Below are 17,777 nucleotides of genomic sequence, written 5' to 3'. Positions count from 1 at the left end.
TATATAATCCTGCCTCGTCACATCTGTCACGTCCTCCATACCCCCTCTCTATCACCACAACCACCATCAACATCACCCATTGAGCCACTTCCACCAGATCGACAGCTGCAGCAGACCAAACAACCGATGCGTGTGATCCTTCTCACCCACCTGATGCTCGTTCATCAGCCGCCTCACAGCTTCCATCTCAAAGCCCATGGCCTCAAGATTCCCATCCAACAATCGATCACGCAGCTCATCCCGAAGCTCCCACTGGAACCATCTCCCAATCGGCACAGCAAACCCCATTTTTTCTCGTTGCGTCAGATCCTTCGGCAAGTACATCCCCGCAATCCTTCTCAATACACCCTTCTGCATCCCATCCACCATCAACTTCTTACCCTTCATTCGCATTGCCAATTCACACACATCCTGATCCAATATCGGGCAGCGCACCTCCAGAGGAACGCCCATACTCGCCCGATCAACCTTCCTTAAAATGTCATTCACAAGGTAATGGCTAAAATCCCATCGCATCGCAGTATTCATCACATCCCCATTTCCGCCTCCCAACTTCATCCCCGCCTCAATCTCCGCCCAGCCGTCCATCACAAACCCGTCCTCTGCAAGCAGCGCGTCCTTTGCTTTCTGCCCACCAACTTCACCAATCAATTCATCATCAAAAATCTCCACCATCCGTCGATACTTCTGGCCAACCCCGCCTTTCGCCTTAGCCGCATCAACCAATCGCCCCATCCGTACACGCCTATTTTTCGCATCCGTTCCCTTAAACATCCCGCTCGGCATACCCTTCAGCCACCAACCATGCTTGCCCATCATTCTAAGCGCCTGATAGCGATCATAACCACAAAACAGCTCATCCCCACCATCACCCGAGAGCGCCACCTTCACATGTTCACGCGCTGCTTTGCACAACCAATACGTCGGCAAGATCGAACTGTCCGCCGTCGGCTCCCCACAGCTATTCATCAGATATTCCAAGTCACTAAACGCATCGCCCACCGGCGTACGCAACGTCACATGCTCCGTCCCCAAATGCTTCGCGATAATCTTCGACGCCCTCGATTCGTCATAACTCTTCTCAGGCATCTCCACGCAAAACGTCTTTAACTTACCCAAACCACGCTCATACATTGCTTCCTGCGCAAGCGCTGCTACCACCGACGAATCAATACCACTACTCAAAAAACACCCTAGCGACACATCCGCTTCAAGCCGCTTCGCAACCGCTTGCTTCAGCGTCAAATGCGAACGTGCAATCAACTCTGCCGTATCGTCATCATACTTATCCGCCACCCGAACCATCCCCGTAACCCCCGGCCACTCCCAATACCGCTCACTCCATAACTGACCATCATTCCCCGCAAGCGCCCAGCAGCCCGGCTCCAACTCCTCTATCCCCTTCACCAAACTGCGCCCGCCCGTATAACCAAAACGCAAGTACTGCAGCATCGCCTCGCCATCCACCTCCACATTCATCGCGCTCATTGACTTCATCCCCGCCAACACCACACTCACCGTGCTACCAAACACAATCCCCTTATCGCTCCGCCAATAGAACAGCGGCTTCTTCCCCGATCTATCTCGCGCTAAGAACAACGACCGATTCGATTGATCCCAAATCCCAAACGCAAACATCCCCTCCAACTTCTCCATCATCTTCCCGCCCCACTCACGATACCCATGCAACAGCACCTCAGTATCGCTATGATCCGATGTGAATTTATGCCCAATCCCCTCTAACTCTTTTCGCAACGCCCGGTGATTATAAATCTCACCATTAAACACCACCGACAATTGGCCAAACTTCGCATCAAGCTCCGCGGTCATAGGCTGACCACCACCCGGCAAGTCAATCACACTATGCCTCGCATGCACCAAACCCACCTGCTGTTCGTGATTCATCCAACCCGCCGCACCATCACGCCCACGCATCGAAATCTTGGACAGCAGCCGCTCCAATAGCTCACGACCCACCGCACCACGATCACGTCTCACGACACCAGCAATACCGCACATAACCTTCACTCCCGAATGTATCTACGAACCACGCTTTGAGCGGACTCATTCGAATCGATCACAAATCACAACTCGAATTCAAGATGGATGTAATGACCTTCTGGTCAACGTAATACATCTCATATGAAACGCACTTAAACGCAGTATAAACTCTCATCACGAATAAATATCATACAATTAATCGCGCATTTCAGCACGCATCTTTTGTGCATTTCAGCACTTGTGCAATGGCCAAGCCCCCCGACTCACACGTGTATAAAAAAACACCCAGCTAATACCGGGTGTTTTTAAATTCAAGTCTAAAGCAATCAATTACGCTTTAACAATCTTCTCATTCGTCAGATTCTGACGGATCGAAAGCTCTTTGAGCTGCGCTTCATCCACCGGCGATGGTGCATCAAGCATCAAGTCTGCACCGTTCTGCGTTTTCGGGAACGCAATCACGTCGCGAATATTCGTCGTACCGCAAAGGTGCATCACAATACGATCCAAACCAAACGCAATACCACCATGTGGCGGAGCACCGAACTTCAAAGCATTCAACAGGAAGCCGAACTTCTCTTCAGCTTCAGCTTCATCAATACCCAGCATCTTAAAGACGCGTTTCTGCATGTTCATGTCATGCACACGAATCGATCCGCCGCCGAGTTCAGAACCATTGAGAACCAGGTCATATGCCTTGCTCTTGATCGCGCCCGGGTCGGTTTCAAGTTTATCGATATCTTCATCGTTAGGTGCGGTAAACGGATGGTGCGTGCTAAAGAAGCGGCCTTCCTCTTCGCGATATTCAACCAATGGGAAATCAACGATCCAAACCCATTTCCAATCATCTTCTTTGATGAGGCCAAGGTCGTGAGCAAGTTTAACGCGGAGTTCGCCGAGGACGCGGTGTACGATTGCTGACTTGACGTCGACGCCGAAGCAGATGAGGTCGCCGTCTTCAGCGCCCATGGCTGCAACCAGTTCACTGCTAATAGGTTCGATGAATTTCGCGATGCCTGTCGAAACATTGCCATCAACGACCTTGGTGATGGGCAAACCACCTGCACCGAAGTCTTTGACCCATTCAGCGAGTGCATCGGTTTGTTTACGTGTGAGGCTGGCACCGCCAGGAACGCGGATGGCTTTAACGATGCCGCCCTTGGCGATTGCACCTGTGAAAACCTTAAAATCTGTCTTGGATGCAAGTTCAGTCACGTCAACGAGTTGCATATCAAAGCGAAGGTCAGGTCGGTCGGAGCCGAAGTTGTTGATCGCATCGTCGTAGGCCATGCGTGGGATCTCAGGAATCTCAAGATCAAGGATTTGCTTCCAGATCTTTCGCATGAGTGATTCGTTTGTGGAGATGATGTCCTCGACTTCAACGAAAGACATCTCGACGTCGAGCTGGGTGAATTCAGCTTGGCGATCAGCACGCGGGTCTTCATCACGGAAGCAGCGGACGATCTGGAAGTATTTTTCCATGCCGGAGACCATGAGAATCTGCTTAAAGAGTTGTGGCGACTGAGGTAATGCGTAGAAGCTGCCAGCTTGTAAGCGGGACGGGACGAGGAAGTCACGTGCACCTTCAGGGGTGGATTTGCAGAGGAATGGGGTTTCGATCTCGTAGAAACCGTTTTCGTCAAAGTGATCACGCATGATTTTGGTGACGCGGTGACGAGTCTTGAGGATCTCTTGCATGCGCGGCTGACGCAGGTCAATAAAGCGGTACTGTAAACGCTTTTCTTCACTAACTTTATGAGCGTCATTCGGGACGAATGGTGGGGTTTCAGCTTTGTTGAGGATTTCAAGATCAGTGGCTGAGACCTCAATGTCGCCGGTGGCGAGTTTGTCGTTTTTAAGTGATTTACCCTTGTCATCCAGGCCGCGTTCGAGAACTTCGCCGGTGATCTGCGCCACGTCTTCGAGACGGAGTTTTGCGGCGAGTTCGTGGGCGGCTTTGGTTTCGGGGTGGAAGACGAACTGGGTGATGCCGTCACGGTCACGGAGGTCGATGAAGATGACACCGCCGTGGTCGCGGTAATTATTAACCCAACCTGCGAGCGTAACTGTTTGTCCTGCATGGTCTTTGCGTAAATCGCCGCAACTGTGAGTTCTCTTTTTCATGATGATTTCGATCACTGTTTGAGGGTTAATAAAACCTGTTGTGTTCCCACGAGTGAGTGATTGTATGTGGTCACAAATGGGAGGGCGTGAATGATACCACAAGGGGGATTATTGCTCCATTTGACGGGCTTTTCTTGGTGGTCGGTAGGGATGCTGTGATAACACAAATGACACGCAGACTGGGTGCTATTCGGCGAGATTTCAGATTGTTTTTGGATCAGGTATTTCTGAATTTTGCCTAAGAAATAAGCAGCAGAATGTGATTTCACGGCGGTTTTGTGCGCGCGTTTGGCGCAAAACCCGTTTTTCGGGGTCAAAATAGGGCGAAAATCGGACATAAACGGACAGTTTTTATCAAACAAGGGTCAAAAAAGCGAAAAAATAACGAAAAAAGGTCGGTAAAAATCGAACAAACGCGCGTTTGTGCGCACATATATGGTGGCGGTGTTCTTAGGTTTGCTGAGTCATTACGTAGATGGGTGATCGCAAGTTATTGAAGATATTTCAGCTTAGCAGGTTGCGGTCGAGTAGGCAGGCGATGAGAATGCGTACCAGTCGTAAAAAGTCACTAACGGGTTCGTTCACCATGTGCAAATATATGAATTGAGGGCAAGTGAGTCTGAGAATTCTTATCGTCGATACGATCGTTGATGGTCATCATTTAAATTATGTTCGGCTCATTATTGAAGCATTGCGTGGTGAGCACGTGGATGTTGTTTTCGCAACCGCCGAGGATGTGCGAGAGCGGGCTGAGTATGAGACGTATTTAGCAGACTTGAGCGATTCATTCGAATTGGTTGATGAGTTTGCGAGTGATCGGAAGGTGTTGCCTTACAGTAAACTTTGGCGGCGGATGAGTGGTGATTGGATCATGACGTTGGTTGATCAGTACAAGCCTGATGAACTGATCGTGTCATATGGAAATGGTATCACACAGTATCTTGGCATGCAGCGTTTGATTAGACGGTTAGATTGGAGCGAGCGAAAGATGCGTTCTCACGCGGTAATTCTGAGTCCACGGTACGCGTATGATTTAAAGGGTATCAAAGAGCGGTTACGTAATTGGTTGAGTATAAAATTAACGAAGGCGTCGCCTTGGGATACGATTTTTTCGATCGATCCATTGGTGGTGAAGTATCTAGAGAAGCATGAGCCAATGTTAGCAAGGCGTGTTGTGGGAACAGCCGATCCTGTGCCGATGGATGAAAGAATGGAACGGGCTGAGGCGAGAGAAAGGCTGGGAATTGGTGAGGAAAGGGGGGCATTGCTTGGTATTGCGGGGTTGATCGATGCAAGAAAAGGTGTGCCACGACTTATTGATGCGTTTGAAAAAACGTGTGCTGATAATCATGGGACGAAGCTGTTGCTGGCAGGGAAGCATCGAGAGAACGTGATTAAGCATCTCTCAGAAAAAAATGAAGCGCTACGTGAGCGTGTCATTTGTTTGAATCGGTATCTGAGCGATGAAGAATTTCGAGCGTTTTTTAATGCGGTCGATGTGGTGTGTGTCCCGTATCCGGATCATGTGGGGTCGGCGAGTCTCGTGCTTCGCGCGGCTCAGGCGGGGAAGTTGGTCTTGGGTACGGATCGGCATTGGATCGGGTGGGCAATTGAAGAATATGGTCTGGGAATTCGTTGTGATGTGATGGATCCAGAACAGTTCTCACGGGGTATTGAGAAAGTCTTGAGCTATGACGTTGTGGTGGATGAAGCGGGGGCAAGAAGGCTTAGCGAGTTGAACTCTGAGCAAGCTTTTCGTGAGACATGGCAGCGTGTTGTGCTTGGAGAACGCGTGATGGTGGAAGCTTGACTAAACGTACATGTTTTTACTTGTCCGAGGGTGGGGAGTAGAATGGGGGCATGTTTACAGGCATCGTACAAGCTAAAGGTCGTATCGCTGAATTGCAGGATATTGCAATGGGTAAGCGATTGGTTGTTGATCGAAGTACTTGGAAACCGGCGAATGGATATGAGCCGGGGCAGGGGGAGTCGATCTGCTGTAGCGGGGTGTGTTTGACTGTCATCGGCCAAACGGAAACAACGTTGAGCTTTGATGTGATCGCGGAAACGCTGGACAAGACAAAGCTGGGCGATTTGAGAGCTGGGGATGAGATCAATATGGAGCCTGCGGTGTTCCCTAATCAGCCATTAGGTGGACACTTTATGCAGGGGCATGTTGATGAGGTGGGCGAGATTGTTGATATCCAAATGAGTGAAGAAGAGGTGAGAGTGCGGGTGAAACCGACTGAGGCATTGATGCCTTATGTGGTTTATAAGGGATCGATTGCACTAGATGGAATCAGCTTGACGATCGCGAGTGTCTGTCTGGATACGATGACATTTGAGGTGGCCTTAATTCCTGAGACGTTAACCGTGACGACGCTGGGCGCAGCTAAAATCGGGGATCGGCTGAACCTCGAGGCAGATATCATCAGCAAGACAGTTGTCCATAATCTGAATTTGGCTGCGAAAGGCCAAGGCAAAGCAGGCGGTGTTACACTTGACATGCTGAAAAATGCAGGTGGTTTTACCGCGTAGAACGCTTTTTTTACTGAATCAATCATGTAGGCTCGTTTCCTTTCTGGAAGCGAGCCTTGTTTTTTGGCAAGGATGTGACAAACGTTTAATGGGTATGAATTGGACGAAAAATATCTTGCTGCTGGGATGATTTGAGATGAGAATATTGGTGTGTTTGATTTTGGTTCCTAAGCTGTTTGATAATCCCTTTCTGAGGTGATGCGATGTCACGTATTTCGACTGTAAAATTTACGGGCAAATCGGGAGTGGCGTATCCGTTTGATGTCTACCCGTTTGATATGCTTTGGGATGATGGGATTGCGGGAGTGTATTTTGTGAGTAATCGTCATAAAAATAAGCTTAAAAAGAATATCCATCAAAGTTTGCTAATCGGTGAAACCGGTGATATTCAAAGCATCTTTCCGGATCATCCCAAGCGAGACAAATTGCGGAAGCTAAAGGCGAACATGATTTGTGTTTACCGGAAAAGCAATCATGAGGATCGCAAAAAGATTGCTGCGGATTTAGTGGCGGCTTATTCGCCACCCTGTAACGGGTAAGCTATTACTTAGATCAATGGTGTGAGCTGCACTGGAGCACGATCAGGTAGTGCGATGCGCCGATATGCCGATTATTGGTGTCATATAGGCGGTTATCGTTACATCTCATTTTTTTTAATATTTTAGCCATGTAACCGTTTACATTTCTATCAAGACCCGTTATTTTCGTTGTATCAAGATACGAAGCGCGATGCAGAGAGCATCTTACGATACATGGTAAAAGCTGTGTGTGTGAGTCGCTTATTTACGATGACATTGAGTCGGGTATGGCATGGTTGAACGCGCAATGTAAGTGAAGTGAGGGAAGAGGATAATGAGGGGGGATTTTTTTGAAAGTATCGTTTAGCTTGTTCTATTTGGAGTCTGTTGATGAAACTATTTAATCGCGTATTTGCGGTGCTTCTGGTGTGCGCTTTAGGTGGCGTGACATTGCACGGGCAGATTGCTGGTGGCGAATTAAGTGATGATGTGAAATTGGATTGGGTGGTTGTTGGAGGATTGCCTAATGAGGTACTACCTGCGGATAAGCGGGTAGGCGGCAATGACGGTGCGGGGTTTGATCGTGACTATCTGGATGCGATGGGCGGCGAAAATATTGCGGTGCTTCGTGATAACAGCGTTGTCACCTATGTCGATGACAAGGGTAAGGCATGGAAAGCTGAGGGGATAGCGGTATCGCTTCGTCATGGGGCGATGATGGATTTTACGGGAATGGTAAAGCCTTACGATAGACGTGTTGCCTATGCGTACACGGAGATTGCCTCGGATTCAGATGGTGAGATGTATGCATTATTTGGCTCGGATGACCGGGCAAAAGTATGGGTGAATGGCGAACAGGTCCATGAATTCCGAGCATACGGGCGTGGCACGGTACTGGGGGATGACAAATTTAGTTTCCCTGTAAAACAAGGCAAAAACCGTGTTCTAGTTAAGGTTGAGAATGGGCATGGTGGCTGGGGCTTTGCGCTTAAACTTAGCTCCAAAGCGTCATACGAACAAAAGGTCAAGGAGCTAGCTGAACGTGGTTTGTATGAACGATTGATGCAGACACGGATAAGTCGTGTGATTGGTGACAATGGTGGTGGCACGCTGCGATATATGTTTGGGTTAGGCAGTTTTCCAAAATTGGATTTTGAGAATCCTGAACTTGCAAAGCAACTTTTAGGTGATTACGAAATATCGGTTCGATGGTTTGATACTGATTCTGTAGAAGTTGAGCGTGCAACGCAACCGGGGCGCTATGCCGCTGTTATTAAGGTAACAGGCGAGAATGGCCGTGAGATCAATCGCGGTTACACGTTTATTTGTTACCCCGGTGGCTACAACTGGAAACGAATTCTTGAGAAAGTAGATGTCGGATACTTCCAAAATCTAGGAATCAGCAAAGAAGTTTGGAAAGAGCAGGGTGATTGGATTAATAAAGGGATGTATTACGGGATCCGTGATTACATGTTCACGAACCCCGATGGTGCGGCATTACTGAGCGGATTGTTTGAACGTGAAATGATGTATCAACGCGGTGAGGTCACTGAAGAACCTGAGTGGCTTAGCCCAATGATCCGCAATCAGGACTACCTCCTTAAAGTCAGGATGAGAGTCACAGATCGTAAAGCTACGGGTAAATTGACTTATCCAAAACGTGTTGACGGTTTGAATAGTACGATTCTTCGCGATGGTTCACTATCACAAGCAGGCTTTAAGGAAGGTTTTGCTGAAGCAATGCGTGAAGTGTGTGATGCGTGGGCAGAGGAAGGCGGCATGCCGTTTACAGTCGTTGTAGCAAGGAATGGTGTGATTGCATACGACAGTGCTCATGGTAGTAAGGAAAGTGGGCCGATTGATGAGATGACGACGTATCAGGTTGCATCGATTTCAAAGTTAATGTTTAGCTCATTGCTTTCAATGATGCGATATGAAGGCTTGATTGAGTTAGATAAGCCGTTAGGAAAATACGTTGATGGATTCCCTGTTGAGGGTGAAAAAGCGGTCACGGTTCGGCAGTGCATGATGCATTTGGCAGGTACAGAAGGGCATGTGAATTATGGTGGGATGCCAAACTTATGGTTTGATGATTATGTTAGAAGCATGTGGCCATACACATATCCGGGTGAGAAGTATCAGTACAATGGTTTGAGTTTAAATCTTGTCGCCAGAGCTTGTGAGCTTGCGAGTGGCGAGAGTTTCCCGCGGCTGATGCAGGAGCATCTATGGCGACCATTGGGATGTGTGGATACTACGAGTGTTGATACTTCAACCTATACACGAACGACCGCAAGAGATTTGGCGAAAGTTGGCCAAATGCTACTGAATGGTGGATCGTATGGTGATTTGAAGTTCTTTGACGCAAAAACTCGTGATGAAATGCTGCCTGTGCGTATCGGTGATTTATACGACGATACGTCAACACCTAATGTTGTGTACGGCTTAGCGAGTGACTGGTATCGAGATATTTGGAAACAAAATGAGCAAGGCGAACGCGAACTGGTTTTCAGCGAACGTATGTTTGGGCATGGCTCAGCAACAGCTTCGTTATTCCGAGTTGATTTAGAGAATCAGTTGGTGATTACGATGTCCCGACCTGGAGCTGGGAAACAGTATAATACTTATTACCAAAAAATGTTCAAAACGATCGGTGAATATATGATTAAGTAAGAGAACTCAATCTTATTGTGAAAAGAGGCGATATTTTTATCGCCTCTTTTTATTGCATCCACAAGAGCTACGTACGATTAGCTCAGTTGGCAAACATGTTTCATTAATTAGCTTTTTTGCATCATCCGATTTGATGAGATCTATGGCTCGATCTACTGCTAGATGCCCCATCTCAACCATTGGCGTTCGAACGGTTGTAATGTTGCCACGATCGGCTAAGGGGATGTTGTCGTAGCCGACAACAGCGATATCATCGGGAACGGAAATGTTGTTTTCTGTGAGGCAATCAATGATGCCGATTGCCATGTTATCGTTGAGGGCAAAAATCGCTTCGGGCAATTCTGTTTTCTGCGTGAGAATATCACAGATTATTGAGTATCCACTATCTTCGGTGAACCCGCCTTTCCAGATACGGTTGGGATTAATCGACATTCCGTTCTTTTTGGCGGCATGCATGCAACCATCTAGACGCTTGATAGAGTCATAGGTGTCATCCGGGCCGGTGACGATGGCAATCTCATTGTATTTATGGTCAACAATGAGATGCTCCATCATCTGAGCAGCGCCACTGTAGTTATCCATTGTGATCGAGGTGAGGTTTGCGTTTTCAATAGGCCTATCTACGAGCACAAGCTTTGTGCTGTATTTATTGAGTGATTTGGCAAAACGGCTGGGCAAATCAACATTCATCACGATCAGTGCATCAACGCGCTGTTGTTGTAGATATTGGCTGATGAGTTTGATTTCATCTGCGGGCCCGCGGCCAAAAGCAACCATCAGATGATAGTTGCTTTCAAATGCTGCGGTATTGATCCCTTTGAGAACATCGACGAAAAAGCCATCATCAAGATTGGGGAAAATGACGCCGATGGTATCTGTGCTTTGCTTGGCAAGTGTTCTTGCTGCGAAAGACGGCTGATAATCAAGCTCACGTATGGCTCTAGAAACACGAGCGCGTGTGTTTGGCGAAACTGAAGGTGAGTCATTGATAACCCGAGATACGGTTGCAATCGAAACGCCTGCGCGTTCACTAACCTGTCGTAAACTTGAATTGCTCATGCATCAATTATTATACATCCACGTATTGAACGCAAATAGAATTGGCCATAACACACCGATTTATATGGTTTTAGCGTTTTAATTGCATAATTATTGAAACGAAATCAAATGCGGACATCTATAGCAATCTTAAACTCTGTTGATGGATTGAGATGACGATAAAATGAAACAAGCTGCAGGTTTTAGGCCTGCAGCTTGTAGCTGGTGTGATAATTAGAATCACGTGTATATCAGTATGTAACGGCAATATGCTTTTGTGTCAGAGTGCCTGCTTGTGCGGATTCAACATGCCCATCAACAAACATTGCATTTGTTGACCCATCGCCTACAACATCAAGATCGCCCTCGTTGTGTCGATATCTCATTGCGCCAGGAACCCATCGTTCACCTTGGATACTTTCCAAATCTGTTGTAATAGGAAGCGGGAGATCTGGCTGCACATCTGCTTTATCTAGCGGTTGGAATATATAACCTCCATAGTGCCCTACTGGTGTACGGTTATCAGTCCACCAAAGCCAAGGTTCGCAACCACCACCTTTTGAATCGGTAAGCATTTGATTAGAATCCGACATCGCAATATTCTCTGAGGCTCTTCTAATGGATTCTATTTTTCTAGGAGAAAGCCATCGATAACTACTGCCCTGTAATTCAGTTCCGGGCAATTGTATTGGGAAATTTCTACGTCCATGATGTAGAACAGCTTGATTTGCCCCATAGCTTACTTCACGGAAATGCGTGTTTTCATAGGGCATAGACGGACATTGGTAGGCAGCAACAGTACCTGAGTGGGCTGCATTTGTATCCGCATCCCAATAGCGATCTTCACTGCCTTCCATGTACTCTAATAAAACAGGTGGCCAGAAATGACCAACAGGATCTCCTGACCAAGGTAAGAACCCATCATTCTCAACAGTGTAGCCATTCATCGCAATGCCAATCTGGCGTAGGTTGGATGAACATAAAATATTCTTCGCGCTATCTCGCGCAGCACCGAGAGCTGGCAGAAGAATACCAATCAACAACGCGATGATACTGATGACAACGAGTAATTCGATTAATGTAAAGGCGTGACTGAAGTTTTTTCCTAGTTTTCTAGCCAACATGGACGTCTCCTGATGATTTCTCATATCACCTATATGATCTGGTTAACAAAGACAAACAAACAAGACATGATATGTAAGCGATTACATCTTAGCGTGTGTTGGCACTCTCTGACAAGCCCTTTTTCATTATTTTTTAGATTTTACTGCATTTAATTGAATATATTTTGTCATAATCTCGGTGATTTTGTGATTGACTGTCGTGTATTTAAGGTTATATTGTAAGCGTTTACATTTCATGACATCAATGTTTATCCTTGTTGCCATCATTGTAAAATCAAGTGGGAATAGTTGAATTTTGGCTTACAGAACCTATGTAAAATTGATTGGCAGGTTAAGTTTATGCTGAATGCGAAGATGAAGAAATGCACATTATTGACAACTTGGCTTTTATGTGTGCTTTATGTAACAGTTTCACCATGGAGCCGTATTGAGGCGGCTGATGAGTTGAATATCGAGTTTCGTGAGGGTGTCATTCCCAAAGATCAATTTCTGGATGAGCTTGCTAAGCGCTGCTTTCTGTTTTTCTGGGATAAGGCTGACCCCGATACTGGTTTATTACCTGATCGGACAGCTGCAGATGGAAGCCAAGTCACGAACGTAAGTAGTTCAGCGGCAACAGGCTTTGGGCTTACTGCGTACTGTATTGCGGCGGATCGTGGTTGGATTAGCCGCGAAGCTGCATACGAGCGTACGGAGAAGGTATTACGGTTCTTGATGACGATGGAGCATGTTGAAGGACATTTCTATCATTTTAAGAATATGCAAAGTGGTGAACGAGTTTGGCAGTGTGAACTCTCAAATATTGATACGGCGTTGTTAATGGGTGGTGTCCTGACTGCTGCTGAGTACTTTAAGGGTACGGAGGTTGAAGAAATCGGCAATCAATTGTTTGATCGCGTTCGATGGGATTTCCTGATGCGTGATGACGGGATCCTATCAATGGGGTGGACACCAGAGAATGGGTATTTGAATGCGGCATGGGGCAATTACAGTGAGCTGATGATTTTGTATTTGCTGGGATTGGGTTCAGAGACTTATCCATTGCCAGAGAAAACTTGGCATGCGTGGGAACGTGGTCCAGTGATGGTGTATGGTGATCGGGTCTATTTAAATTGCCCACCTTTGTTTACACATCAATATTCTCAGGGATATTTTGATTTTCGTAACAAGCGAGATGATTATGCTGACTATTGGACAAATAGTGTGTTAGCAACCGAAGCAAATCGAGAATTTTGCATCAATTTGTCTGATCAGTTTAAGAGTTGGGGAGAGAATATATGGGGATTAACGGCAAGTGATGGCGAAAAAGGATATCGTGCGTGGGGCGGTCCGCCTGCGCCATTAGAGTCGTTAGATGGAACTGTTGTGCCGTGTGCGGCGGGAGGTTCAGTCGCATTTAAGCCTGATGAATGCCTGGACGCTCTTTATGCGATGTATACGCAGTATGGCGATGAGATATGGAAAAAATTCGGCTTTGTTGATGCTTTTAACCCAGAGAATGGGTGGGTCGCTAGCGATGTCATTGGGATTGATGTAGGGATTACTTTGGTGATGATTGCAAATATGCAAGATGGTTTTGTATGGGATACGTTCATGAAACATCCTGTTGCAAAGCGTGGCATGAAAAGAGCTGGATTCGTTGAAATTGGAGTAAATCGTGAAGGTTTTATGCCTAACTCATCAATATATGGATTAAAGAAAAAGCCGGTCTCATATCGCCCGAACATATCGTCAAAATATGGCAAGCCTAAGAATGGCAAAGCCCGATTTTTGGGAAGTACGAAACTAGGTTTGAATAAGGCTATTTCGGATACAGGGGGTTGGTTCAAATCCAATTGGGATCAAAACTATCTGTACTTCACTGCGGATGTTGTTGATGCAACGTTTGATGATAAAACTGATCGTTTTGAAGTCTATATAGATCCGAATAATGATGGGTTAATTTGGAATGGTAAAGAAGATTTTCAGTTTATCTTTTATGCATCTGGTCGAATTGCCGGCTGGAGCCTTGACAAGAAAAATAGAACGGTCAAATCAGACGTGAAAGTAACAAAAAAAGGTTTTCAAATTGAAGTCGCTATTCCATGGAAAATATTAGGAACGCGGCCTGCAAAAGACGTAGAAATGGGATTTTCTGCGGCAATTGCAAACCAAAAGAAGCCAGGCGATGTTTCCAAGCTTGACTGGCATTTTCAGCCTAAGGATCGATCGGTAGAGCTTGGGGCCATTTCATTTACGAAATAAATTGAGATGCGATCAGTGTAGTAATTAGAACGCAATATTTAGATGATAAACGGTACAAAAATGAGCATTCATAAAGCAATTCCTTCCCTTGAAAAAATCAACACACCTGATGTTCGTCATATTGGTAAAGTCACAGACTATCCGTTTGTTGAACTAAAGAACAATGCTGATTTACGTATTCGTTTGTTTCCCAATGGTTTGATCTACGATATATCCAAGTCTGATCAATTGATTAATTTGCAATTGGGCAATTCTTTGAGTGGTTCTCTGTCACGATTGTATTTGAGACGAATTAATAGCGATGGAATCAACTACCACTTAATGAATTCAAATCGTTCTGATTGTCAATTTCATGTGACACAAAATAGTGCCATCTGGTCTGGCGAATGGGGTGGTTGCAGTTACATATGTGTACTGCGATTGCATCCAGAGCATAGTAGTTGGAAATGGGACGTTTCAATCACTAGCTCTGAGGATCAAGGGAATTGCGCATTTGATGTCATCTATATGCAAGATGTAGGTATAGCGCATCGGGATGCAATTTTAAGTAATGAATCATATGTTTCTCAATATATTGATCATCAAATATTCGAGCAAAAGCCATATGGACGGGTCTTAGTCTCAAGACAAAATTCAAGCCAAAATGGGTTTCATCCACAATTGATACAAGCTTGTTTAACAGGTGGAATGGGATGCTTAACTGATGGATATGATATTTTTGGAACGACTTCAAGAATTGATGGTAAATTCAAATGTCTTAGCCAAGAGAATATTGGTACGGAACGCAAACAATATGAATTCTCGTGTGGTGCGATTCAATCTGAAGTATTTCGTTTACATGAAATAAAACAATCAAAATCTGTCTCGTTTGGTTGTAGCTATCGTCCTGATAATATTGATACAACATCTATTGATTGCTTGGACGATTTACAACTATTGAGTCAATGGGATCAATCAAATTTCGAAAACCATATCGCCGACTCAAGTTTCAGTGAAAACAGGGTAAATGAGATTGAGATTTCAAGTAATCTTATATGCCAAGACTTGGATGAGAGAGATTTAGCACTATATTTTCAAGGTGATCATAGGCACATTGAGCGTAACAGTAATGGTGTATTATCCTTTTTCTACGATAATGATAGCCATGTTGTACTGAGACAAAAAGAGATCGCAGTTAATCGACCGCACGGGCATATACTACGTTTTGGTGAAAGCTTATTGCATCAACAGACCGATTTTTGCCTGACTAGCTGGATGAATGGTGCATTCTTATCACATATTGCTTACGGAAATACTTCGCATCATAAATTCATGTCATTGCCACGTAATCCGTTAGATGTTTTGCGACATGGTGGTATGCGAATATCAGTGAATCTTGATGGCGAATATCAAATGCTTGGATTACCTTCAGCTTTTGAAATGAGTCGAAGCCATTGCAGGTGGATTTATCAATTTGATGAGCGTGTTATTGAGGTGATTGTTCGAGAAAATGATGAGCAAAATGGCGTAACATTGGAAGCTGATGTTATTAAAGGCGAACCCATTTCATTTATGATTCTTTCCCATCTTATCATGGGTGTGAATGACTGGAATCATGATATGAAAGTTAATATTGACCATGAAAATCATTCGTTTGAAGTGATCGGTGATGAGTACGTTTACGATAATCGTATTAAATGCCCAACATATGAAATTCAAGCGGAAGCTGAAGGTACCGAATTAGTGCTTGGAATGGATGAATTGCTAAGCACAAATTCAGAAACGCAGAACCTCCCATATTTAGTCATCAGGACTGGATCAACACGGAGTATTGCACTTAATATTCGTGGTGTTTTGGATGCTTCACAAAATGTTTGCGAAATGCCATTGATCCATGGTGGATCGGATCAGTACTGGAGGCAGCTAGAGTGCCATTCGACTTTACGGCACGCGAACGTGGCGTCGGCCAGTGAGCTTGACGATATGATGAAATGGTTTAGCCACAATGCCATTATTCATATGTCGTCGCCACATGGGCTTGAACAATATTCTGGCGCTGCATGGGGGGTGAGAGATGTGTGCCAGGGACCAACGGAGTATTTATTGGCTCTCAGTCGCTTTTCTGATGTTCGAAAAATTATTGAGATTGTGTTCAGCCAACAGTATTTAGATAGTGGTGATTGGCCTCAATGGTTTATGTTTGGTGAGTACCGCAAGCTAAGGCAAATTGATAGTCATGGCGATATCATTGTTTGGCCGCTAAAGAGCGTGTGTGATTATCTTGAAGCTACAATGGATTGGCAGATTCTGGATCAAGAATTGCCATATGTTACGGATAGTACATTGGAGATATCCGAGCAACGAAACAGCTTGCTAGACCACGTTAAGAAAGCAATTCAAACGATTGAATCTCGTTTCATTGAAGGAACTTCTTTAGTACGTTTTGGTGACGGCGACTGGAACGATTCATTACAACCAGCATCGGATGAGTTGCGTGACAAGCTTGTTAGTACATGGACCGTTGAAATCCTGTACCAAACACTGAAGCGCTTTGCGAAACTGCTCAAAGTATCGGGCTATGATGTCGAACTTGCAGAACACCTTGAGGACATTTGCGCAGGAATCGAAACTGATTTCCAAGAGATTTTATTGAAAGATCATATTGTTGCAGGATTTGTGACACATGAAGCTAAGAGTCGGTGGCAGTATTTACTACATCCAAGTGACGATGAAACGGGTGTCAAGTATCGCCTTCTGCCATATACAAGAGGAATGATCAGTGAGATTTTTACGCCTGAACAGGCTAATCAGCACTTTAAGTTGATTGAGAATCAGCTGAAGCACGCTGATGGTGTTCGGTTGATGGACAGGCCGATGCGTTATATGGGTGGTGAAGAGAAGATCTTTAAACGCGCCGAATCTTGCGCCAGTTTCCTACGTGAGATTAGTTTGCATTATATACATGCACACTTGCGATATTGCGAAGCGATGGCGAAGCTTGGGAAAGCTGATGAGCTATATTTGGCAATCCGTCAGGTTAATCCAGTCGGTCTTTCTGGTGTCGTCAAGAATGCGGATCTAAGACAATCGAACGCATACTTCAGCAGTTCTGATGCGGCGTTTTCGGATCGCTATGAATCTTATGAGCGGTTTGATGAACTGCGTGATGGGCAAGTGCAGGTGAATGGAGGTTGGCGAATTTATTCCAGTGGGCCGGGCATCACGTATGGTCTTGTCGTTGGTCGGATGCTTGGGTTCAGACGGTACTTAGGGAATATTGTGATTGATTCAATCATCCCTAAAGAGTTGGATGGCTTGGAATGGACGGTTGATTACGAAGGCAAACCTGTGAAGTTTGTTTTTTATGTTGCTTTGAATGGGAATAGTGTTGAGGCAGTGCGCATCAATGGCCGAGAAGTTGAGGCTTATCAGCGTGAGGAAAACCGATATCGTGAAGGTGGGATTATGATACCGAAGGATCACTTTGATGCGATGCTGTGTGGTCAAAACCGTGTTATTGAGGTAATGTTGAGGTAAT

At 45.5% G+C, this 17,777-nt stretch carries 10 protein-coding genes; 6 read left to right on the top strand and 4 right to left on the bottom strand.

The annotated features are described in order from the left end of the window. Positions 1 to 72 precede the first annotated feature (72 nt). Both asnB and aspS read right to left on the bottom strand, forming a co-directional pair. Positions 73 to 2,019: an asparagine synthase (glutamine-hydrolyzing) gene (gene asnB, locus KS4_RS07870; protein WP_145076790.1), complete on the bottom strand. Its 1,947-nt coding sequence runs from the start codon at positions 2,017 to 2,019 to the stop codon at positions 73 to 75. 312 nt (positions 2,020 to 2,331) lie between these two features. Next, positions 2,332 to 4,125: an aspartate--tRNA ligase gene (gene aspS, locus KS4_RS07865; RefSeq protein ID WP_145076788.1), complete on the bottom strand. Its 1,794-nt coding sequence runs from the start codon at positions 4,123 to 4,125 to the stop codon at positions 2,332 to 2,334. A gap of 613 nt (positions 4,126 to 4,738) precedes the next feature. Here aspS and KS4_RS07860 point away from each other — a divergent pair. The 4 genes from KS4_RS07860 (at position 4,739) to KS4_RS07845 (ending at position 9,854) form a co-directional block, all read left to right on the top strand. Further along, complete coding sequence (locus tag KS4_RS07860) at positions 4,739 to 5,935, top strand: glycosyltransferase family 4 protein (protein WP_145076786.1); 1,197 nt, start codon at positions 4,739 to 4,741, stop codon at positions 5,933 to 5,935. A gap of 50 nt (positions 5,936 to 5,985) precedes the next feature. After that, the gene (locus tag KS4_RS07855; protein ID WP_145076784.1) at positions 5,986 to 6,663 is read left to right on the top strand and encodes a riboflavin synthase; all 678 of its coding nucleotides are present in this window, start codon (positions 5,986 to 5,988) and stop codon (positions 6,661 to 6,663) included. Between the two features lie 203 nt (positions 6,664 to 6,866). Beyond that, positions 6,867 to 7,202: a hypothetical protein gene (locus KS4_RS07850; protein WP_145076783.1), complete on the top strand. Its 336-nt coding sequence runs from the start codon at positions 6,867 to 6,869 to the stop codon at positions 7,200 to 7,202. A gap of 369 nt (positions 7,203 to 7,571) precedes the next feature. Continuing rightward, positions 7,572 to 9,854, top strand: coding sequence for a serine hydrolase domain-containing protein (locus KS4_RS07845; protein ID WP_145076781.1), 2,283 nt, complete (start codon positions 7,572 to 7,574; stop codon positions 9,852 to 9,854). A gap of 36 nt (positions 9,855 to 9,890) precedes the next feature. On the opposite strand, the gene KS4_RS07840 is transcribed toward KS4_RS07845, so the two are convergent. After that, positions 9,891 to 10,913 carry a LacI family DNA-binding transcriptional regulator gene (locus tag KS4_RS07840; RefSeq protein WP_145076779.1) on the bottom strand — a complete coding sequence of 341 codons (1,023 nt, stop codon included), beginning with the start codon at positions 10,911 to 10,913 and terminating at the stop codon, positions 9,891 to 9,893. A 230-nt stretch (positions 10,914 to 11,143) separates the two neighbouring features. After that, the gene (locus KS4_RS07835; protein WP_200761693.1) at positions 11,144 to 12,016 is read right to left on the bottom strand and encodes a DUF1559 family PulG-like putative transporter; all 873 of its coding nucleotides are present in this window, start codon (positions 12,014 to 12,016) and stop codon (positions 11,144 to 11,146) included. A 339-nt stretch (positions 12,017 to 12,355) separates the two neighbouring features. Between KS4_RS07835 and KS4_RS07830 the strand changes: the two genes are divergently transcribed. Together KS4_RS07830 and KS4_RS07825 are read left to right on the top strand one after the other, a co-directional pair. Beyond that, positions 12,356 to 14,260, top strand: coding sequence for a glucoamylase family protein (locus KS4_RS07830; RefSeq protein ID WP_145076775.1), 1,905 nt, complete (start codon positions 12,356 to 12,358; stop codon positions 14,258 to 14,260). A gap of 60 nt (positions 14,261 to 14,320) precedes the next feature. Then, positions 14,321 to 17,776 carry a GH36-type glycosyl hydrolase domain-containing protein gene (locus KS4_RS07825; protein WP_200761692.1) on the top strand — a complete coding sequence of 1,152 codons (3,456 nt, stop codon included), beginning with the start codon at positions 14,321 to 14,323 and terminating at the stop codon, positions 17,774 to 17,776. Position 17,777 lies beyond the last annotated feature (1 nt).

The organism is Poriferisphaera corsica (assembly GCF_007747445.1).
In the GTDB taxonomy this organism is placed as follows: domain Bacteria; phylum Planctomycetota; class Phycisphaerae; order Phycisphaerales; family Phycisphaeraceae; genus Poriferisphaera; species Poriferisphaera corsica.
The sequence above is the reverse complement of the archived record's forward strand: the minus strand, read 5'-3'. Positions and strand labels throughout refer to the sequence as shown.